The 18,946-nt window shown below is 55.2% G+C and carries 20 protein-coding genes; 4 read left to right on the top strand and 16 right to left on the bottom strand.

Annotated elements, in window-relative coordinates; genetic code table 11:
• Positions 1–11: 11 nt before the first annotated feature.
• From CYJ17_RS00620 to CYJ17_RS00605, 4 genes are all read right to left on the bottom strand, one after another.
• Positions 12–4,937, bottom strand: coding sequence for a helicase-related protein (locus CYJ17_RS00620; RefSeq protein ID WP_180948895.1), 4,926 nt, complete (start codon positions 4,935–4,937; stop codon positions 12–14).
• A 62-nt stretch (positions 4,938–4,999) separates the two neighbouring features.
• The gene (locus CYJ17_RS00615) at positions 5,000–5,647 is read right to left on the bottom strand and encodes a hypothetical protein (protein ID WP_180948896.1); all 648 of its coding nucleotides are present in this window, start codon (positions 5,645–5,647) and stop codon (positions 5,000–5,002) included.
• Between the two features lie 395 nt (positions 5,648–6,042).
• Positions 6,043–6,225 carry a hypothetical protein gene (locus tag CYJ17_RS00610; RefSeq protein ID WP_101657630.1) on the bottom strand — a complete coding sequence of 61 codons (183 nt, stop codon included), beginning with the start codon at positions 6,223–6,225 and terminating at the stop codon, positions 6,043–6,045.
• A gap of 233 nt (positions 6,226–6,458) precedes the next feature.
• Positions 6,459–6,914: a Panacea domain-containing protein gene (locus tag CYJ17_RS00605; RefSeq protein ID WP_101657631.1), complete on the bottom strand. Its 456-nt coding sequence runs from the start codon at positions 6,912–6,914 to the stop codon at positions 6,459–6,461.
• A gap of 45 nt (positions 6,915–6,959) precedes the next feature.
• Here CYJ17_RS00605 and CYJ17_RS00600 point away from each other — a divergent pair, with 45 nt between their 5' ends.
• A complete protein-coding gene (locus CYJ17_RS00600) occupies positions 6,960–8,039 on the top strand; it encodes a RelA/SpoT domain-containing protein (protein ID WP_101657632.1) in 1,080 nt (359 codons plus the stop codon).
• A gap of 108 nt (positions 8,040–8,147) precedes the next feature.
• Here CYJ17_RS00600 and CYJ17_RS00595 read toward each other — a convergent pair whose 3' ends face one another.
• The 10 genes from CYJ17_RS00595 to CYJ17_RS00550 are packed head-to-tail and all read right to left on the bottom strand — an operon-like array spanning position 8,148 to position 13,185.
• Positions 8,148–8,972, bottom strand: a complete 825-nt coding sequence (locus CYJ17_RS00595) for a hypothetical protein (protein ID WP_101657633.1) — start codon at positions 8,970–8,972, stop codon at positions 8,148–8,150.
• On the bottom strand, positions 8,969–9,172 hold the full coding sequence (locus CYJ17_RS00590; RefSeq protein ID WP_101657634.1) for a hypothetical protein: 204 nt from the start codon (positions 9,170–9,172) through the stop codon (positions 8,969–8,971). Before CYJ17_RS00590 ends, CYJ17_RS00595 begins: the two co-directional genes overlap by 4 nt.
• Positions 9,165–9,389, bottom strand: coding sequence for a hypothetical protein (locus CYJ17_RS00585; RefSeq protein ID WP_101657635.1), 225 nt, complete (start codon positions 9,387–9,389; stop codon positions 9,165–9,167). The genes CYJ17_RS00590 and CYJ17_RS00585 overlap by 8 nt, the downstream gene beginning before the upstream one ends.
• The gene (locus CYJ17_RS00580; RefSeq protein WP_101657636.1) at positions 9,389–9,757 is read right to left on the bottom strand and encodes a hypothetical protein; all 369 of its coding nucleotides are present in this window, start codon (positions 9,755–9,757) and stop codon (positions 9,389–9,391) included. Before CYJ17_RS00580 ends, CYJ17_RS00585 begins: the two co-directional genes overlap by 1 nt.
• Positions 9,758–10,297: a hypothetical protein gene (locus CYJ17_RS00575; RefSeq protein ID WP_101657637.1), complete on the bottom strand. Its 540-nt coding sequence runs from the start codon at positions 10,295–10,297 to the stop codon at positions 9,758–9,760.
• Positions 10,298–10,326: 29 nt separating this feature from the next.
• A complete protein-coding gene (locus tag CYJ17_RS00570; RefSeq protein WP_101657638.1) occupies positions 10,327–10,683 on the bottom strand; it encodes a hypothetical protein in 357 nt (118 codons plus the stop codon).
• A 2-nt stretch (positions 10,684–10,685) separates the two neighbouring features.
• Positions 10,686–10,994 (bottom strand): hypothetical protein, encoded by a 309-nt coding sequence (locus CYJ17_RS00565; RefSeq protein ID WP_101657639.1) that lies wholly within the window; start codon positions 10,992–10,994, stop codon positions 10,686–10,688.
• Positions 10,991–11,476 carry a class I SAM-dependent methyltransferase gene (locus tag CYJ17_RS00560; protein ID WP_101657640.1) on the bottom strand — a complete coding sequence of 162 codons (486 nt, stop codon included), beginning with the start codon at positions 11,474–11,476 and terminating at the stop codon, positions 10,991–10,993. Before CYJ17_RS00560 ends, CYJ17_RS00565 begins: the two co-directional genes overlap by 4 nt.
• Positions 11,473–12,354 (bottom strand): ParA family protein, encoded by an 882-nt coding sequence (locus CYJ17_RS00555; RefSeq protein ID WP_101657641.1) that lies wholly within the window; start codon positions 12,352–12,354, stop codon positions 11,473–11,475. The genes CYJ17_RS00560 and CYJ17_RS00555 overlap by 4 nt, the downstream gene beginning before the upstream one ends.
• 12 nt (positions 12,355–12,366) lie before the next feature.
• On the bottom strand, positions 12,367–13,185 hold the full coding sequence (locus tag CYJ17_RS00550; protein ID WP_180948897.1) for a tyrosine-type recombinase/integrase: 819 nt from the start codon (positions 13,183–13,185) through the stop codon (positions 12,367–12,369).
• Between the two features lie 388 nt (positions 13,186–13,573).
• On the opposite strand from CYJ17_RS00550, the gene CYJ17_RS00545 reads away from it, so the two are divergent.
• The 3 genes from CYJ17_RS00545 (at position 13,574) to CYJ17_RS00535 (ending at position 15,935) form a co-directional block, all read left to right on the top strand.
• Positions 13,574–14,089 (top strand): ClbS/DfsB family four-helix bundle protein, encoded by a 516-nt coding sequence (locus CYJ17_RS00545; RefSeq protein WP_087070307.1) that lies wholly within the window; start codon positions 13,574–13,576, stop codon positions 14,087–14,089.
• A gap of 66 nt (positions 14,090–14,155) precedes the next feature.
• Entirely contained in the window at positions 14,156–15,052 is an 897-nt protein-coding gene (locus CYJ17_RS00540) for an ABC transporter ATP-binding protein (RefSeq protein WP_087070308.1), read from the top strand.
• Between the two features lies 1 nt (position 15,053).
• Entirely contained in the window at positions 15,054–15,935 is an 882-nt protein-coding gene (locus tag CYJ17_RS00535; RefSeq protein ID WP_087070309.1) for a hypothetical protein, read from the top strand.
• A gap of 597 nt (positions 15,936–16,532) precedes the next feature.
• On the opposite strand, the gene CYJ17_RS00530 is transcribed toward CYJ17_RS00535, so the two are convergent.
• Both CYJ17_RS00530 and CYJ17_RS00525 read right to left on the bottom strand, forming a co-directional pair.
• Positions 16,533–17,813, bottom strand: a complete 1,281-nt coding sequence (locus CYJ17_RS00530; RefSeq protein ID WP_087070311.1) for an ATP-binding protein — start codon at positions 17,811–17,813, stop codon at positions 16,533–16,535.
• A 712-nt stretch (positions 17,814–18,525) separates the two neighbouring features.
• Positions 18,526–18,885, bottom strand: coding sequence for a hypothetical protein (locus CYJ17_RS00525; RefSeq protein ID WP_087070312.1), 360 nt, complete (start codon positions 18,883–18,885; stop codon positions 18,526–18,528).
• Between the last annotated feature and the right edge of the window lie 61 nt (positions 18,886–18,946).

Raw genomic sequence — 18,946 nt, 5'->3', positions numbered from 1 at the left:
GTGCTCGCGTTTTATAGGTTTATGGTTTGTTGCTGGGTGCGTTTACCTTCCCTGAGGCTCGCGGTAATCGTTTTGAGTTCGGCTTCCAGCGTGGCAAGTTTAGACTCACCCGACCAGCGCTCCTCCGTTTCGCTCCCGTAGCGCATTTTTTCGCGTTCGATATTGGCTTGGTATTCTTTTATCTTCTCCGGCAAACCATCGAGTTTGCCGATCATGTTCTCCAGCCTCACAAAATAGTGGTAGTCCAGGCGCGGGATGGTGGTTCCTTTGAACTGCACCTCCACGGAAATATCTAGGCCGCTTTTATCGGGAAAATAGCGGCGATAGTATTCAAGCTGCTGAGCAAACGCTGCGGGCACGGCGACCAGGCCGTGTCCGTTACCTAAATATGATGTCGTGATACCGAAGGCGATAGGAACGCCGTTGATCTCGATTTTAGGCAGGCTATAGACCGGATTCCACGAGATAGCGCCCGCGCCGCGCGATGCGGCCGTGCGGAAAATATAGCTTGGCAGTACGCTCAAAGCATCATTCAATCGCGCCGCGGCCACTTTACGTTCGGTCACGGTCGTGTCATCGAACTTGATAACCGGCGCAGGCGGATTGGTGAGGGTTTCTTGGACGCGCTCGAGAGCATCCCCATAGCGACCCAGGAACATACCCGTGGTTCCTAAGAGCCTTAAGTTCGAGGCTATGTTGGCGTTTTTTGTACGCCAGGCAGCCCGCTCATTCTTCAAGCCCTGGATCTGGTTTTTCAAATCAACCGACCGCATAAGCATGATATCTCCGGAGGCGATAGCTTTCGTTTCCGCATACGACATCTGGCGCTCGGCGACATCTTCAATGGAGCGCCCGGAGTATTTCCCGGTCATGACCTGGCCAATAAACGCGGCTTTCCGCTCCAAGGTCTGCCACTTCATGGTATCCAGACTTTTCAGGGTGCAGTATCGGTATTCGGCGACCTCACTGTTTTGGTTTTTCTGACGGAAGACCCGCCCATTCCTTTGAATATGATCAGCTGGCCGCCAGGGCACATCAACATGATGAATCGCCACCGCCCGCGCCTGGATGTTCGCACCTGTCCCGAGTTTCTCAGTCGAACCAATCAATATTTGGATGGAGCCGGAGCGGGCGCGCTTGTAGAGCGCGTCGCGCTCAAGCGTGTTTTTCGCTTCGTGAACGAACGCTACAGCACTCTCTGGCACACCTTTCTCAACCAAGAGCCGCTTGAGTTCGTGGTACATGTCGAAGCTGCCGTCTGTTTGGGTGCCTTTATCACAGAAAACAATCTGCAGCCCGCCACGCGTGGGAGATACTGCGCCTGTGTCATCCAGATACTGGTTGTCTTTGTTCTCGTTCCACACCCGGTAGACATTTTCAGCCACGACATCGACTTTCTGGTGGGTAATAGTCTCGGTGTCGACGCCGTTGAGCGCTGAGATGTTCTTGTCGGTGAAGAGGCGGTAGTCGGTCGCGAACGTGATCCCATCATTCGTGAGGCACAGATAGTTGTCTTCGGTGGGGCTGACCATGCCGGCTTTGATGGCGGTTTCTCGTTCCTCCAAGCGCTCCCGGAATTCTTCCATCGGGCCGCCCAAATCAATCTCGAGGGTCTCGGCGCGCCGCTCCCCATCACTACGGGTTTTCATCTCGGGGAGATTGAGTCCGAGTTCGCTGGTGAGCTTGACGTCGGCGAACGTCTGCCACATCGAGAGCAGCTCCGGCAAGTTATTGAAGGTTGTGAAGCGTTGTTTGACGACGTAGCCCCCGCCCGCGTTCATTTCCACCGCAGTGGAGGCGGAGGCGAACTGGCGTGCCCAGGCAGTGAAGTCACCGACGCCAGCACCGGCGAGAATGTCGGGGCGTAGGTAGTGCATCATCACCCACATCTCGCCCATCGAGTTGGCGACCGGGGTAGCGGTTGCGAGCGTACAAATACGCTCTCTTCCCTGGGAGCGTAGGTAGTTGATTTTCATGTCGAGGTCGAGGGCACGCGACGACGTGCCGCCAAGCAGACCGGCGAATTTCTCCGCGCCTTTGACGGGGAGGTTTTTGTAGGCGTGGGCTTCATCGACGACGAGATAGTCGACGCCGAGAGACTCAAACGAGAGTAAAGAATCATCGTGACGGTTTTTGGCGTCGTTGATCTCGCGCTTAATTGACGCTTCGCTCTCAAGCATTTTGCTCTCCAGCTTAGAGATAGAGACATCGCCGGATTGTGCGGCTTCGAAAGCAATACGGGCACGGGTCTCGTCGAGTTTGGTCTGCTCGTAGACTTTGATGGTTTCTTTACCCAGGGGGAGCTGGCTGAAGGCATAGTGGGAGCAGATGATCGCATCCCAATTACCCATCCTTGCGCGGGCGAAAAACTCGGCCTTATTGGCTTTAGAGATGTCTTCGCTCTCGAGGGTGAGGAGGCGGGCGGCCGGGTAAGCGGCCAGCCATTCGCTCCTAAACTGACCAACCAAATGGTTGGGGACAACCACCAATGGTTTGGTGACTAGCCCGAGTCGCCGTTGTTCCATGACCGCACACACCATGGCGAGCGTTTTCCCGGCCCCTACCTCATGGAAAAGCCCACAGGTCGGCTCATAGAGCATCCGTGCGATAGCTGTTTTCTGGTGGTCATAAAGCTGGATTGAGGAAGACAAGCCGGGAAGCGTGAGACCACTTCCGACGTCGGTGTAATCCCGACCCACCAGCGAGTTAAAGCGCTCATTATAGATTTGAACGAGACGCTCGGTACGCAGCGCGTCAGCGAAGATCCACTCGTTGAAGTGGTCTTCGATTTCTTTGCCTTTCGCCACGGCCGCGGCCGTGGCCGCCATATCCACTAGTTTCCGGTTTTTGTTATCGGGATCGGTGTATGTGACCTCAATGGTGTTCGCGTTCAAAAGCTTGGTGAAGATGTCGGAGGCTCGCATAGCGGTAGTGCCCCACCGGGTTTCTTGCTCATAGGAACGCGTTTGGGCGCCGCTCAAGTTCACGGAGTATGCGCCGTCTTGGGTGAGGGTTAGGCTCGGGCGGCCGTCATCGAGCATTTCGCGCAAGAATTGCTGATAGTCCCGGATCGGGATCCAGCTCGCCCCGATACTCGGAGTGATCTCGGTGAAGTCAATAGGCTCCGGCATGACTCTCTCCAACGCCTCCACGTTCACGGAGTACTGGGGGGCGGTTTGAGCAGCCGAGCGCGCCGCGGCAAGTTTTTCTCGTACGTTGCCGGAGAGATATTCGGGGGCGCGGGTGAGAATCGCGGTTTCGGGGTCAAGGAAGGCTAGGCCCTCCTCGATCAGCTGACCGCCAATAACTTCTTCTCGGAAGCCTAGGAGGTAGTGCATGTAGGGCAGGTCGATACCACCGGTTTGCTCCAGGCTCATCGCCAGTGCTTCGCGGGTGGTTTGTGCGCCTTTAGGCGTATAGGGCGCATACAACTGCCGGGAGGTGAGAATATCAGCCGGCGTGGCGCGTTCTGTCTCGTCATCCCATTTCTCGAGAGCAAACAAGAGGGCGTGGCGGGGATCTTTCTTCAAGACTCGGACGGCTTGCGGGTAGGCCACCCGCAAGACTTCCTCGCCGTTCTTGTCGATACGGATGCTTTTCGTATTCCGATTCAGCGCACCATACTCGGCTACATACGCCTCATAGGCGGTGCGGGTTTGGGTGCGGAGCACTTCGAGCGCGGGGTCTGCGGCCGGCGCGGTTTCTTCCGCGCTAACCAGACGCGAGACAAGCGTGAACAGCTCATATAAGCGATGCGTCTCGGCAACGTATTTCTTCGCTAGACGCACGCTCTCCCACTCCCCACTAGCGGCGAGGCGCTCCATGCCTTGAGGTGTGGGACGCAAAGAACCAGCAACCATGCCCTCCTCGAGCGGGGCGGTGAGGGCTTCGGCGTCGATCTCAATAACCTGCGGGCTATATGCAAGACGCTCGGGAAGATCAGTAAATACGCGGGTGAGCGCGGCCGCGAGGCTACCTGCGACGTCGGTGGGTGTCTTTTTACCTTGCACGGTGAGCACGTCGCGCCCACCCATCCCGCTCCCGGCTTCAAGCTCACCAAGAATACTCGAGGGGTGGTCAAGGAAATAGTTATTGAGCGCAAATATCGCGGTACTTCCGTCTTTACGGGGTAGGCGCACGGGGTGGGTGTGTTCCCACGTGAACTCTTGCGGAGTTTCGCCTGGAGTGCGTTTGCGGAAGATCAACAGATCGCTAGCAACGCTGGTTCCGGCAGCCTCACTGTGAGCACCAGACGGCAGACGGATAGCTGCCACTAGGTCTGCGCGCTCATACATGTCGCGGCGTGCGGCCGGGTTTTTCGCGTCCAGGGTGTAGGTGGAGGTGATGAGCGCCGCATAGCCGCCAGATTTGAGCAAATCCAGGGATTTGATGATGAAGTGGTTGTGCATCGAGTGCCGGCCCGGATTATGGGCCGGGTCGAATAAAGCGAGGTCAGCGAACGGCACGTTCCCTACCGCCACATCAAAGACCGGGGGTAGCGTGGTGGTCTCGAAGCCTTCAGCTCGGATGGTGTCGCTGGGAGCGAGGAGCTGGGCCAGGCGTGCAGCCGTGCTGTCAAGCTCGATGCCGGTCATGGTGAGGTTGTTGGGTGCGTGCGCGATGAAATGCCCGATACCACACCCCGGCTCGAGTCCCGCACCGCTTTGAACGCCGGCAGCTTTGAGTGCATCCCAAATCGCCGCGACATATTTGGTGTGGGTGTAGTGGGCATTGACAGTAGAGCGCCGCGCAGCCTTATAGCCCTCCTCGCCGAGAATGTCGTGGAGACGCTCGCGCACGGCGGCCCACTGGGGTTTGGTTTCGTCGAAGACTTCCGCCAGCCCGCCCCACCCACTAAAGAGCGCGACCTGCTCGAGGTCACGCTCGGTTAGCCCGCCCTGCTCGGCTAGTTCGAGTGCGTGAATATTAGCGGACACGCGGGCACGCACGCCCGTGATCGTGTCTTGTGGCCGCGTGCGTAGATGAGGAACTGGTGGGTCTACCAACACCCCTCGATCTCGGAGGGCGTTGTCGGGTTCTCCCATTCGATTGGCGGGTTCTGGGCTTGCCACTGGGCTACCCAGGCCGGGCACTTGCGATCCGGTGTTGATTTCATCGTCTGCATTGAGGTGAACATGTCGATGATCTCCCCTCGCATCTTGCCCGTGTCCTCCATTGCCTGCCAGGCCAGATGGAAGAGCGGTGGCTCGTCCTGCCTCGGCTTGCCCGTCACTTTCTTCAGGGGTAGGTGTGCTACCTGGTAGGACTCGATCCAGAAGTCTTCCTTGATCAACTCGTCCAGGCTCATCGCTGTTCCCTCGATCCGCACCGCCAGGCCGCGCCGGAATACTCGCAGTAGTGCCTCGGTCAGGGTTTCCTTCATCCGCGGGACGTACAGCTCCTCGTAGTTCTCCTGATCGGTCAGAAACTCGTAGGGCATGTCCACTCCTATCCAGTCCCAATCCAGTGGGAAGAGTTCCCACGTCTCTACCTCGGCGTTCGGGTAGTAGTTCGGGGGTAGATACGTTTCCATCTCGAGGAAGAATTTGCGGGCTACCTCCCATTCGTCCGGGTTGCTTTGCGCCCAGCGACTCCACACTTCGCGTGTCTGGAGTGGCTGGCCGGCGTCCCTCGGGTCGATCAACATCGCTCGTCCTTTCTGTTAGCCCCATGAGGGCATCTAAGTCAAAAGCAAGCTGGCTAGGCGCAGGCGTCACCTTGCGCCTTTTGCTGGCTCTCCGGTTCCCAGAATACCCTCCATGTGGCGGTATATCCATATCTCCATACGCTGGTTTTGGTGTGGAAGCGTTTTTCGGGTTGTTGTCCATTGCTGTCCTTGAGGATAAGGGGTGGATTAAATAGGGGTGGCGCCACCCAAGGGGTGGCGCCATTTTTGTGCCTCAAGGGGTCGGCTCAAAACAAAAGGGAAAATTATTGGAGGGCCGGGCTTCTAAGTCGCGCGTTCTCCAGCTCACGGCCGCATCCAATATGGTCGCCCAGTGTGTGAGGTGGGCTGCTTCCATTACCAGCCAGCCTCAACAGTTACTGTTCTTGGTTTTCTATCTCTTCGAGGTAGTTTTCCAGGGCAGTAACAATCAGGGCGGTCAGGGTTGTTTCCTTGACCACTGCAAGAATTTGCAGTTTCTTGGCAAGGATTCCCGGACAGTTAAAGTGTACGTCTTTTGGGCCGGTGTCTTTAAGGCCCGCGAACATGTTCATATCCATATTTCCATGATGCCATGCTGGTGAGGCGTGTGGGAGTCACCGCGTGCTTCGGGTTTTCTTAGGGCTGGGACGTTGCGTGGTGGTATTGGGTGGTGTTTTTATCGGCCTGCCCCTGTGGGGCAAGGCCGGCCCGCGGGGGTCTGGGGGCACGGGTGTCCCCAGCGGGGTGTGGGGCAGCGCCCCGCAACGTTGAAGGGGCAGCGCAACGCTGCCCCTTCAACCGAGTATGACCGCTAAACCAGCAAGGATTCGACGACTGGATGTGTACGGTAGTAAGCCTTGATCGACTCCTTGGAGATGATCTCCTGGGAGTGTGACTGCGGGTCACAACCTTGACGCGCATCAAGCCACGGCTGCTCACCGTGAGTCTTTTCGACCAAAGCATTCGCGGTCAAGTCACCGAGTTCATCGCAAACGCCGTCAATAACAGTCAGTGCGTCAGCGGATAGTGTGCCGGCTTCACTGGTTAGCTCGCCGGGGTAAATAAAGAACTTACCGCGGTGCTTGCTGAATAACTCCGGAGAAACCGGGCCGTTAACCCAGGCGCGAAAATCTTCCTCAAAAATAGGAGATCCCGTTTCGGCGAGATATGCAGCCTGGCAATAGAACGTAAGCTTTTGCAATTTCATGGTGGTCATACGCCCGCAACGCTCAAGAATCTGCGCTGCTACATCTTCAACTTTAGCCATCTCGCCTCCTTTTACCTCAATATCCGTAATTGCTATGATTCTACCATGCAAGACAGTGTGCGGCCTATATCCAGGGGTGAAGCTAACAAAGCCGGAAAAGCCCTAGCGCAGGCGTACGTCGCACACGGTGGAGACCTTGCTCGCGTCGGAGAAGACGAGGAGATTCAAGAATACTTCCGCCTCGTGCAAGCATGGCGTTCTATGCAAATTGAGCCTACACGTACTGTTTTTGAGGAACTACAGCAAATATCCACGCTCATCCCGCACTCTCTTGTGACTTTCCGATTGAAGCGAATCAGCTCAATTCTCAAGAAACTCTCACGCAAGAACACCAACCTCAAGCTCGGCTCCATGGACGACATAGGCGGGTGCCGGCTTATCGTGGAAACCTGCGAGCAAGTAGACCTTGCCGTAGCCGAAGTACTACGCCGCTTGGATGTGAAAGAATCCCGCGGAATCAAAGACTATATTGCTTGTCCCCAAGATAGTGGCTACCGCTCATGTCACATCATCGTCGTCGTACCCGGTGAACCACTACCTTCTCGAGTGGAAATCCAGATCAGGACGAGACTCCAGCACTCGTGGGCAACGGGAGTCGAAGCAGCAAGCGCGATATACGGCCAGGATTACAAGAGCCCTGAAAAACTGGCAGGATCGCGCGCTTCCTACGAAGATATAAGGCGATTTTTCCAGCTGGCCTCGGCCCTTTTCACTCTCGAGGAAGACCGCCCGTTAGCATCTAATGTTCCCAATGGTCGGGAAGCGCTCAAACGCGAGCTCGAAGCGTTACCGTGCTCCAAGCAGATTTGCGTCGATCTTGTAGACGCAACAGATGCAACTTTCCAGAGTATCGGGAAGGCTTTCGGCTCTCTTGGCCCTAACCTGTATCTTCTCGAATATGACCGAGAAGAACAGGTTTTGTACGCTTCGCCTTTTTCCAGTAGTGATATTAGCCAGGCTATTGATTGGTATAACCAAAACGAAGAAGAAGACGTGTTTTCCGGGCGACGCGACACGGTACTCGTCTACGCCACAAGCACCGAGTACCTACACGCCGCGTTCCCTAATTACTCAACAAACCTAGGCGAGTTCACCAGCAACCTTCGCCGCTGTACGCACTCATAGGACATATCGGAACAGGATGTCCCAGCCCAGCCTTGCCAGCCACGTAAAAACTCCCAGTCCTCACGTTAGACACAACGCTAGGGGCTGGGAGTTTTGGGTTAGGGGCTCCTATTTTTTCTTCTTTTTCGGCCACGTGTATCGGGCGGTCTGGATCCCGTCTTCTTCCTTAGTGATCGCCGTGATCTTTACCGTTTGGGTGCCTTTGCGGGTAGAGACTCGTGCGTTTTGCCCGATAGCGAGGTTTTGGCCGATGACGAACCAGGTTCCGTCGATTTCCCGGAAGATACACCGCCCACCTTTGGTTAATTCGGCGTCAGTGAGCTTGTGTTTGATGTAGGTGGCAAGCACTGTGCCTTCCTCCGTGACCGTGATGACGTCATCAACCGTGACGGTGTGGGTTTTCCCGTTTTTGGTGATGACGGTGACGTCTTTGCCTTCTTCCAAATTCGGGCCTTCGATGAAGTATTCGTCGGTGTCGGGATTGTGCCGATAGATAGCTTGCCCTTCCGGGATGGGCGGGTAGTTACGACGGTAGAGCGCGGACTGGACAGTGCCGTCATCTGCTTGGATTTCCCCCACCGTTACCTCATGTTGTGTCCCGTTTTTGGTGATCACGGTTGCGGTAGCACCCTCTGTGAGGTCGCGTCCAACAATGATGTATTGACCTAAATGGTTGTCTTTGCGGTAGATCGCTTGGCCCGGCTCAAGGGTCTCGGTGGGGTCTTCCTCAATCCACTCGAACGTGGCGGTGCGGATTCCTTGTTGTTCGTCGATGATCTCACCAACCAGAACAGTGACAACGTCGCCGTTTTTTGTTGTGACAGCGGCCTGGCTGCCGGGGGTGAGGGCGACGCCGGTGATCCCGATTTCGTCTTCGCTGATTTTCTTGAAAATGATGGTGCCCTCGTCCAGGGGGCCGGTGCTCATGCTCATGAGAGTTCCTTTTCTTTTTGGTTTTTGAGTTGGGAGTATTTCCAGGTGTAGACATCGCCGTGGGTGTAGCGGATGGTGCAGTCGATACCGCGGTCGCGGTGATGGAGGGCGCGGTGTGCGGCGATGCCGAGATAATGCAGGGGTTTCTTGCAGGTGTAGCAGTAGGCGGTTTTCTTGCCTGGATAAATATTGTTACCCATCGGTGTCTCCCTCCTCGTCGCTAGTGTCTCGGTAGCTTTGCCAGGTGCCGTTTTGCTCTTTTTCTTTCATGCGGTTCATGAAACTGGCGAGCAGCTTCCAGCCGGCATTACGATCCATACCCGTGTTGCTGGCGGGTACGGCTGTGCCGGCATTGCTGGCGGGTGCGGCGGGTGTCTCGTTGCCGGCATGGCTGGCAAGGTTTTCTTCTGGCCGCATTACTTACTCACCTCCATCGGAGCATCTTCGGCCGGCTGGGCATCTGGGATACCGATTTCGGCCAGAGTAGGAACCTTGTCCAGGAATTCCCGAATATAGATCCGGTGTTTCCCGCACGCGTGATCCATGCCCCGCGCGTGCTCGTAGTGTGTGTATGCGTCGCGTGATCTTCCCCAGGCGTCATATTCAAGCTCTGAAAGACCGTGTTCGTGGGCATATTCAGCTTCCCTGCAAGCCTCAGAGTGGCTTTCATAAGCAGCGCTGGCTTCCCGGTCATATTCCCGTCCCATACGGAAAAGAAGATCAAGCATTTGTTTTGCGAAGTGTTCGCGGGTGGCCGCGATAATCTGCTCTGGTGTGGGGGTCATTTATTCGTCTCCGTCCGTGTCTGTGACGACGATGATCGGGTTGTCTTCTTTTTCCACGTCATCGAGTGTGGGGGTGAAGTGCCGGAGGTCGCTGATCCGGCAGCAATGCTCGATGCAAAGGAGGGCTTGAGCCTTGTGGTACATGTGCTTACCCCAGGCTTGTGTAGCGTCACAGCGTGCTTCGTCGGCGAGTTCTTGGTTATCGCATTCGAGGGCCGTTTCTGCCCGTGCTAGGCATTCCTTGTATTCCGAGCTGTAACGTTCGGCTTGCTTCATCCGCTTGTGGTTTCCGCTCGCGAGAGTTTCGGTGATTTCGTCGGCGAGGTGTCGGCGGGTGGCCTCGATGATGCTGGATACCCAGGCATCGAAAACAGCATCGGCGTCGTGTGCGAGTTTCCCGGTCGTGTCCTCAACATCGTGGGCACTATCGGGGATGCCGTGCTTCTCGATCTCAGCAAGGCCGGTGTCGATGACGAGATTACGTACCGCTTGACGCACATCCTGGGTGGTCAGTTGGGAGGTTGGGTTGAGGAAATACATGAGAATGTCTCCAATCTTGGGGTTGTGGGTTAGATGATTCCTTTAGGTGTGGCACCTGCCGGGACGGGTGTCACGTCCGTGTTGATGTGGTCGGTGATGATGGTGGTTGCCCATTCGGATAGGGAGATTCTGTTGCCTGTGGCGACGTCGGCGAGCCAGGCGCCGCGGATGATGTCTGCGGTTTCGCGGGGTAGGCGGAGGGTGATTTTCACTTTCTCTACCCCGCGTTTGCTAGGCGCACCGGCATTGCTGGCGGGTGCGGCAGGTGCGGGCGTGCCGGCGTTGCCGGCTGGTACGGCGGGTGTCTCGGTGCTGGCAGCGACGACGGGGTTGGTGATGGGTGCTTTCTTGAGTGTGCGCAACGCGTGTGTGTCTGGCTTTTTCATTGTTATTCCGTTTCCATGGTGGTTTCGTATGCGGCTTTGATCTTGTCTAAGTGTTTGACGACCCGCGCGAGTATGCCTTGGGCTTCGGCAAGCAGGAAGAAGAGATCCACGAGGTCTTTATCGGTGCCGTTTTTGATGACGTGGTTGCCGGCTTTCTTCCAGTCGTCTGAGGAGAGACGGCATTCGGCGAGGCTGGCGTTTATTGATGTTCCGTTCCAGGCTTCCACGGCCCCGTTTCTCAGGAGCTTGCGATAGATAGTGTCGGTTGGGTCGGAGAGGTAACGCAGTGCGTCTTTTTTCGTCATTTTCATTGCTGGGTTCCTTTACTGGTCGGTGTTTTGAGGAAAGTGATCCAGTGGGTTTTGCTGCTTGTTCCGGTGTGGCCGAAGAGTGGCTTTTCCGGGGTGAGGGTAAGGATGCGGGAGAGTGGGATTTGGGTTTCGTTCCATTTGAAGATGAGGACGCCGCCTGGGCGTAGGACTCGGAAGGCTTGCTCGAATCCGGCCCTGATGTCGTCTTCCCAGGAGGGTGCGAGCTTCCCGTATTTTTTCGCCAACCAGGAGGATTCTCCTAGGTGGTTGAGGTGGGGTGGGTCGAAGACCACGAGGTAAAACGTGTTGTCTGGGAACGAGAGGTCGCGGAAGTCTTCCCTTTGGTCGGGGTTGATTGTGAGGGTGCGGCCGTCGCAGAGCGTGTGGGTCTCGGCTGTGTTGTCGCAGTAGGTGACGCGCTCGTCGTGCTTGTTTACCCACATCATCCTGGCACCGCAGGTGAGGTCGAGGACGGGTTTCATGAGCAAGCCCCCAGGGCCGCCGTGCTGGTATGGCTGGCGGTGCTGGCGGGTGCGGCACTGCTGGCAAGTACGGCGGGTGCCCGAGTGCCGGCAGGCGCGGCAGGTACGGCTGGTGCGGCGTTGCCGGCAAGGGCGGCTTGTAGCGTCTTGAATGCTTCCTCAATCAGCGGGTCACCGTTATTGATGGGGGTGTGGTTGGTTGCGGTGTGGGGGAATGCTTCCCTCATCGGCATATACCGAGCGAGCAGGTAGTCGCCATAAGTGGCTTCTAGCTCGGTCAGCCACCGCTTCGTGTCCAAGCGCCCTTGCTGGTAGGAGTTCACGAGGATTCCCGCAAGCTCAAGAGCCGGGTTATATAGAGATTTAATAGTGGCGATGGTTGTGATCATTTCCGCGACGCCATCGCAGGCGGTTTCCCGTGCCGTGGTGACGATCAACGCCACATCGGCGGCGACGAGAGCGCCGGTGGTGAGCATCCCCAAGGATGGCGGACAGTCCACCACGATAGTTTCGTAAGCATCATGCAGGGGAGCGAGGATGGTTTTGATCCTGTATTCCCGGCCGAGCGTGGTGTCGTTTTCCCGATCCCACAACGCTCTATCGGCGGGGAGTAGATCAATACCCCAGCCAGGCACTTCCAGTATTGCTTGGCGGGCTGTTTCGGGTGGCGCTCCGGCGGACACCGCCGCAAGCACATCATTGACGGTCAAGGTATCGGCGTCTACTTCGACGCCGAGCGTCGTAGTTGCCGAGCCTTGCGGGTCAGCATCCACCAGCAACACATGAGCACTGGAGGTGCGGGCGATGCGGTGTGCGAGATTCGTGGCAATCGTCGTTTTACCAACGCCGCCTTTCTGGTTGCAGATAGCGATAATCATGGAGATTTCCTTCTATAGGTTTTCGATTGCAAGTTGTTGCTGAGCGTTTGTTACCTGGGTGTAGATGGCTGTGGATTGGATACTCTCGTGGCGCATGAGTGTTTGAACTACCCGAAGATTAACGCCTTTGGCAACGAGATCGGTTCCGAAGGAATGCCGTAACTGGTGAGCCGTCATCGTGATTCCGTGGCGCTTGAACGTCGTTTTTATCGTGTATCCTACCGATTTAGGGCTTATGTGCCCGGCTTTCACGTATGCGGGGAACCAGAAGCCGTGTTGAGGCATTTGTTTTGCAATTTCCTGCACTTTGGGGTGCGCGGCTATGAAAGCCATTTTTCCTCCTTTTCCGAGGATGGTTAGTTGGGTGGTTAGTGGGTCGTAGTCAGCTCCGCGGATTTTAGCGATTTCATGCGTTCTGAGACCCTCGTAATAGGCGAGAACGATCATCGCGCGCGTGCGGATATGGAGGTTTGAGGAGAGTACTGTGGTTATCAGTTCGGTCGGGATGGGGCGGGGTGCGCTCTTCGGTTTTTTGGGCGCAGGGATTACGTCAAGGGGATTCTTATTGATGAGAGCCATTCGTAATGCCCAGCGATAGAAGGCATTCAAATGGGTGTAGTAGCTCCACTTAGTGGAAGCGCTCGGGCGCTGGGCTAGCCAGGAGACGATGTCCTCGGATTTCATCTCAAGCGCAGTTACAGAGGTGTCTCTGCTTAGCGCACCGACGACCCGGATTCTCTCAGTAATCGTTGTTTGGGAAAGTGACTGGGCGGCCATCGCCAGACGCCACTGATCGAGGACGTGTTCGTTACGTGGATTGTCTTTTTCCATGAGGATATTTGTAACTGCCCCGGTAAGGCTGTATTGAATTATCGATGATGTAACGAAGCTCGTATTTGATCGTGCTATGTGTCGATGCAAAATTCCCGGACTTGCTGGCAATGCCGGCATGGGGACACTCGCCGTAGTTGCCGGACTTGCCAGCAGAAGAGTAAAAAAACTAAGCGTAGTGCTGAGCTGTTTTCAAGCGCCCCGGCAAAGGCATGGAACCTGTAATGAATAGGTCGAGAGTTCGATTCTCTCAGGTGGCTCCAACTTCCACGTCGGATTTAATAAGTCCGCGTTAGCGGGTGTCGTATTTCTCGTAATCGGGCATAGGTTCATGGTTTAATGCTCTAGCGGAGCATGAAACTAACGCTGCTTCGCAAGGAGGTGTGCGGTGAGATCATATGAATCTGGCACTGAGCTGCAGGTAGAGATCGCTAAACGCGGCAGTCTATTTCTCGGCGAGTTCGCAGACGTGCCCGATGATGGCTGGGATCGGCTGGTTGATGGTGTTGATCGCACGCCCCGGCAGATGATCGCCTACCAGGTGGGCTGGATAGAACTATTGCTCAGCTGGGAACGTGACGAGCAAGCGGGCAAAGATGTGGTGACTCCGGCCCCTGGTTTTAAGTGGAACCAGCTGGGTGGCTTGTATGAGTCGTTCTACCAGCGTTGGGAACAAGAACCTGCTGAAGAGTTGATTGACCAGTTCGGGAACTTGCTTGGTGAAGTGGTCAAGATGGTGGGTGGCCTGACTGAAGCGGAGTTGTTTGAGTCTGGGCAGCGGGCGTGGGCATCTTCCACGCCATCGGCGTGGCCGGTGTGGAAGTGGGTGCATATCAACACGGTCGCCCCGTTTACCACCTTCCGAACCAAGATTCGCAAGTGGAAAAAACTGGTTACCTGCTAGCTGATAAGTACAGTGATTTCGGTACCGCTCCTGAAGACAAACTGGTTCGAAGCTATAGGAGAGCCAATGGAAAAGGTTGTTGACTGTCATGGTCTGAGTAAGACCTACCGGACAGGAATGGTGGCGCTTGATGGCCTCAATTTCTCTGTAGAAAAGGGTGCCATTCATGGGCTAGTGGGTAGGAATGGGGCCGGTAAAACTACGTTGATGAAGTGCCTATTTAATCTGATTCGACCCACATCCGGCACCGTTAATGTATTCGGACGGCCTGCCGGGCAGATGGCCCACAAGGTGGGTGGGTTGATTGAAATGCCTGCCTTCTATAAGCACCTTAGTGGAAGGCAAAATTTGGCCCTATTCGCCGGATATTTCGGTGTGGACACTGCTGAATGTGAGCGTATCCTCGATCTTGTTGGATTGGCCAATCGAGCTGAAGATAAGGCCTCAGGATACTCTCTCGGCATGAAGCAGCGCCTCGGAATAGCCATTGCCCTTCTAGGCAAGCCCGAGTTGCTAATTCTTGATGAGCCGGTCAATGGCCTGGACCCGCAGGCGATTGCGGAAACGAGAGATTTGATGAGGGCCCTTCGGGAGTCCGGAACCACAATCTTGCTTTCCAGCCATCTGCTAGGAGAAATTGAGCAAGTTTGCGACACTGTCACCGTCCTGGAATCTGGCAAACTTGTGGCTAACGGTACACCAGAGCAGCTTCGTCAACAGTTCAACGGTAAGGCTCCATTAGAGCTGCAAGTGGGAGACCCAGCTAAGGCTGCACGGCTATTGGAGGCCATGGGCGTCAAGGTCAAGGCCGAGGGGTCAAGCCTCCTTGCCTATCTGCCGGAGGATGTGAATGCATCCGATCTGGTCAAGGTCCTAGTCAAGGAGGATATCGAGGTCAGGTCCGTCAAAAGACGAGACTCCCTAGAGGCCGCCTATCTGTCGATGACTCAGAAAGAGCAGTGAAATGAGTACTGTTAGTGTCCAGAAAAGCTCGTCAACAGATTTATGGCAGATCGTTCGCACAGATGTGAAAGCGGCGACCCTTAGGCCGGCGATTCGGATAGCTGTGCTCATCTGGGTTCTCCAGATCGTGATTTTTGCTTATGTAATTCCGTACATCGTCTACCACACTGCGACCGATGCAATCGGGCCCGAAGCTGCTGAAGCTCTACGGGCAGGCCTCGAGTTGTCGGTGCTGGGTGAATACGTTACAGCTTCTGTCCCTCTTTATGCCATCCCGGTTGGCGTCACAGTGGGAGCCATCCTGGTCTGCAGTGACTACGAGTCAAGGACCTTGGGTGTCCTTTTGGTAAGAATCCCCAAACGCTGGTGGCTTGGAGTCAGCCGATTGGTCACCATGGCGGTCGTCTCCTTGATTATGGCCTTGTGTTCTTTTATTGCAGCGGCTATTTGCTCCACTATTTTCACCGCTATTCAAGGTGCGGGGTTCGACTTTGATTTCGGCGGAACGATGTTGGGTCTTGGCGCCACGGCTCTCGGGCTCTTCTCATATGCAGTCTTGGGGTCTCTATTCGGGTATCTGACCAGGTCGATATTGGGTGCTGTGATGCTCGGCCTTGGCTGGACCTTCGGCATTGAAACGCTTGGCATTGGAATGTTGTCCGGCTCTTCTGGCTTCTTCAAAGTCTTGCACGGGTTTACCTTGACTGGGAATATTGGTTCACTTCCGGCAGCGTTGGACAGAACTGAATTGCTTAGCCTCCTATCTTCGCCCGGGGTTAACACGCTGCATTCAGGCTTAGTCGCTTTCATTTTCATAATTTGCTGGCTGCTGGTTTGTGCGTCTGTGGGTATCTCTCTTCTGTGCAGAAGGGACGTAGCCTAGCAATCAACTCCTACTCCCGAGCCGGCGCCGAGAGAATGTCTAATGGTTTGTGTGTGAGCATTGTTTATGAATCAGCCGCCCGCAGATGACCACTGCGAGAGGAACCCCGAAAAGCAGAAGTAGCCCAAAAGATATTGGCGACATCTCAAGTGCGTGTGGAAACAGTGCGCCACCTGCGGTTGGGAAATATAGCAACAAGCCTAGAGTGATGCTGGACAGCGTAGCGAAGAGGGACATTCCGGGCTTACGCACAAGTACTCCAATGAGGGCGAGAGATATGAGCATGAGTAACATGCAAGCTACTACCAGAGCAGTGATGACACCGTTCCTGAGGAAGAAGCTGGCCAATATCGTCAGGAAGCTCATTTCCAACACTGATGCAAAAGAAGCAGTAGCCGCATTCGTTTCCGCTACGCAGTAAAACAACCCGACGGCAACGAGCTGAGAACAACCTATGAGCGCTAAACACTTGACGAGGGGCGTGATTCTCGGTGGGGATGACGACCGATGCCCGCAGTTACGCTCGTTCACATCTCACCTCCGTATCGTTGCGAACTCTACCGCTGTGTCTCAACGCTGAGCGAGGGCAAGTTCCAATTAGGGCTTGAGCGCCGCCGAGGGCGCGACCAGCACGCCGTCGTCACGTTGATAAGCCACTTGAGTGCCGGTGGCCACAAGCAAGAATGCGGGTTCACCCTCGTGGGAGGTATTGATCCGTTGTGCGAGCTTCTTGAGATGGTCAGCGGCTTGGTCGATTGATTGTTCTCCCAATTTCACTTCGACCAAGGCCCAGCGCCCATCATCTAAGACCAGGACGGCATCGGCTTCTAAACCTGTTTTATCGCGATAGTGGTAGACCTGGCCGCCCAAGGCATCAACATAAACCCGCAGATCATGCACGCACAGCGATTCAAAAAGAAGCCCGAAAGTTTCCCAATCGTTCAAAAGTCGCTTCGGGGTGGCGTTGAGCATAACGGCGGCCAACGATGGATCGCAGAAATGGCGCGTAGGACTGGTGCGGACTGCCGTTTTCGAGCGCAGGCGCGGATTCCATGCGGGCAAATCTTCGAATACAAAGGCTCTGTTCAAAGCATCCACATAATCAGAAACGGTATTGCGCGCGGGCGGTTCTCCCTGCATATCCTGCGCGATGGTAGCAAGCGTCGCCTGAGAAGAAATATTACGGGCGTAGGAACGCAAAATTGCCTGCGCCCAGGTGCGGTTTCTGTTAATTCCGTCGATCTGCGCAATATCGGTATCCAAGAGAAGCTGGATATACTCCTTCGCCATATCGAGGGCGGTGCCCTCATCTTTTTCGGTGACGGCTTCGGGCCAACCACCCCGGCAAATTGCGAAAGCAATTCGCTCAATATCGAAATTGACTAAAGCACCAATATCGTGCTGGCCATCAAAAAGCTCGGTAAGGGAAACTGCGCCACTTGATTCCTGAGTTTCCCACAGGGACATGGTGCGCATAGTGATCCGCGCGAATCTGCCAACGCCCGAGTGGCTTGGCATCTCAGATTGGCGCGGCGTCGACGAACCCGTCAAAATAAATCTGCCGCGGCCATGCTCCCTATCGATGGCGTAGCGCACCGCATCCCAGAGCTGCGGAGCCATCTGCCATTCATCAATCAGGCGCGGGCGTTCACCTTCCAGAAGGAGAGAGGGTTTTGAGAAAGCGAGCTGAAGGTAATCAGCGGAACGATCCGGATCTTGCAAGTAGATAGCGCTCGCTGCTGCCTGTTGTGCGGTAGCCGTTTTGCCGCACCACTTCGGGCCTTGAATATGTACAGCTCCAGCTACTTTGAGTTTTCGCGCCAGCAGGCTGTCGGCTACCCGAGGTAAATAGGCTGGAAGGGTTGAAGAATCGCCCATGTGGATACCCTCCTTTCACTATCGTTATCACATGTTAACACGTCCGTTGTGCAAGTTGGACCGTTTTTATTGTGCAAGTTGGACCGTTTTTATTGTGCAAGTTGGCCCATTTCTGTTGTGCAAGTTGGACCGCCGCATACGTCACTTATGCCGCTTAGATAGCCTCTGGAAGCTGCCACATGGTGTGCACTCCAAGGTGCCTATCAGACTCCTTACTGACGCTTCCGACCATGCCTACAGTTTTCATTCAGTTTCATTAGGCCGCATTATTCTTGGGTTCTCATCGCCGGTGGTAAATTCGTCACATCGAAATATTTGCCGCTTTTTACTATGTGGCAGCGAATCGCGGGGCTTGCTAGGAGTGTTGGCGAATGGGTGCGTTTGCCCAGGTGGGAGAGCGTTCTAAGCCAATTGCAATGCTATAGTGACGTGCCGAATAGTCAAGAGATTGGGTACGACTCAAATATAAACATATTGGAAATATATCGCCCTTACATCACTATATTTAGTCCCAAAACTAAGTATGTTTGCGTGTTAACATGTAAAACGATTTAGGTGTTATGTCCGTGTCGTCACTGCTCGTCGGATGTGTGGAAGTCTCACGAGTTCCATACTGCCACCCACTGCGAGGCGCGGAACAATACCGGAGATATGAATGAACCATTATTTGTCCTGGAATTGGGGTGAATGAATGACGAATGCCTGGCTCCGATCACTCGCGGGAGTTGCCGTCGCCTTCCTCTCTTTGAGTGTGTCCACTCCAGCGGCCCTCGGCGTGGGGATTGATGAACAGCTGGAAAATGGCACGGGGTTCATTGATAAAACTGCGCAATTCAGTATCGCGTCGCATTGCGATAATGGTGCAACCAGGCTTAGTGTTGCGGAAACGAATAGGAAGTACCGTCTCAAGCTCTCCGTTAAGGTCACTCTTGCGGGTGAGCATGGCAAGCCTAGCTTCGTGGCACCCTTTCTGAAGTTGCGCGTCAACGACACCTATAACTGTCAGTGGTCCCCGAAACCAGCCGTCAGAGATGAGGAGGGCAATCCCAAAGTTTCTCTGGGCATACCACATTACTTTAATTGTGACGGTGAACTTGACCTAACGAGCGATGCCGAAGCTGCCCAGCCGGTCA

The organism is Actinotignum timonense, assembly GCF_002860685.3.
Lineage (GTDB): Bacteria > Actinomycetota > Actinomycetes > Actinomycetales > Actinomycetaceae > Actinotignum > Actinotignum timonense.
The sequence above is the reverse complement of the archived record's forward strand: the minus strand, read 5'-3'. Positions and strand labels throughout refer to the sequence as shown.

Bases quoted from the DNA above. Each gene is read 5' to 3' on its own strand.
- CYJ17_RS00555 (WP_101657641.1), bottom strand. From the start codon at position 12,354: ATGATTATCGCTATCTGCAACCAGAAAGGCGGCGTTGGTAAAACGACG.
- CYJ17_RS00525 (WP_087070312.1), bottom strand. From the start codon at position 18,885: ATGTGGTATGCCCAGAGAAACTTTGGGATTGCCCTCCTCATCTCTGAC.
- CYJ17_RS00550 (WP_180948897.1), bottom strand. From the start codon at position 13,185: ATGGAAAAAGACAATCCACGTAACGAACACGTCCTCGATCAGTGGCGT.
- CYJ17_RS00605 (WP_101657631.1), bottom strand. From the start codon at position 6,914: ATGGCTAAAGTTGAAGATGTAGCAGCGCAGATTCTTGAGCGTTGCGGG.
- CYJ17_RS00595 (WP_101657633.1), bottom strand. From the start codon at position 8,972: ATGAGCATGAGCACCGGCCCCCTGGACGAGGGCACCATCATTTTCAAG.
- CYJ17_RS00535 (WP_087070309.1), top strand. From the start codon at position 15,054: ATGAGTACTGTTAGTGTCCAGAAAAGCTCGTCAACAGATTTATGGCAG.
- CYJ17_RS00570 (WP_101657638.1), bottom strand. From the start codon at position 10,683: ATGAAAAAGCCAGACACACACGCGTTGCGCACACTCAAGAAAGCACCC.
- CYJ17_RS00610 (WP_101657630.1), bottom strand. From the start codon at position 6,225: ATGGATATGAACATGTTCGCGGGCCTTAAAGACACCGGCCCAAAAGAC.
- CYJ17_RS00600 (WP_101657632.1), top strand. From the start codon at position 6,960: ATGCAAGACAGTGTGCGGCCTATATCCAGGGGTGAAGCTAACAAAGCC.
- CYJ17_RS00590 (WP_101657634.1), bottom strand. From the start codon at position 9,172: ATGGGTAACAATATTTATCCAGGCAAGAAAACCGCCTACTGCTACACC.
- CYJ17_RS00585 (WP_101657635.1), bottom strand. From the start codon at position 9,389: ATGCGGCCAGAAGAAAACCTTGCCAGCCATGCCGGCAACGAGACACCC.
- CYJ17_RS00530 (WP_087070311.1), bottom strand. From the start codon at position 17,813: ATGGGCGATTCTTCAACCCTTCCAGCCTATTTACCTCGGGTAGCCGAC.
- CYJ17_RS00565 (WP_101657639.1), bottom strand. From the start codon at position 10,994: ATGAAAATGACGAAAAAAGACGCACTGCGTTACCTCTCCGACCCAACC.
- CYJ17_RS00615 (WP_180948896.1), bottom strand. From the start codon at position 5,647: ATGTTGATCGACCCGAGGGACGCCGGCCAGCCACTCCAGACACGCGAA.
- CYJ17_RS00540 (WP_087070308.1), top strand. From the start codon at position 14,156: ATGGAAAAGGTTGTTGACTGTCATGGTCTGAGTAAGACCTACCGGACA.
- CYJ17_RS00560 (WP_101657640.1), bottom strand. From the start codon at position 11,476: ATGAAACCCGTCCTCGACCTCACCTGCGGTGCCAGGATGATGTGGGTA.
- CYJ17_RS00575 (WP_101657637.1), bottom strand. From the start codon at position 10,297: ATGTATTTCCTCAACCCAACCTCCCAACTGACCACCCAGGATGTGCGT.
- CYJ17_RS00580 (WP_101657636.1), bottom strand. From the start codon at position 9,757: ATGACCCCCACACCAGAGCAGATTATCGCGGCCACCCGCGAACACTTC.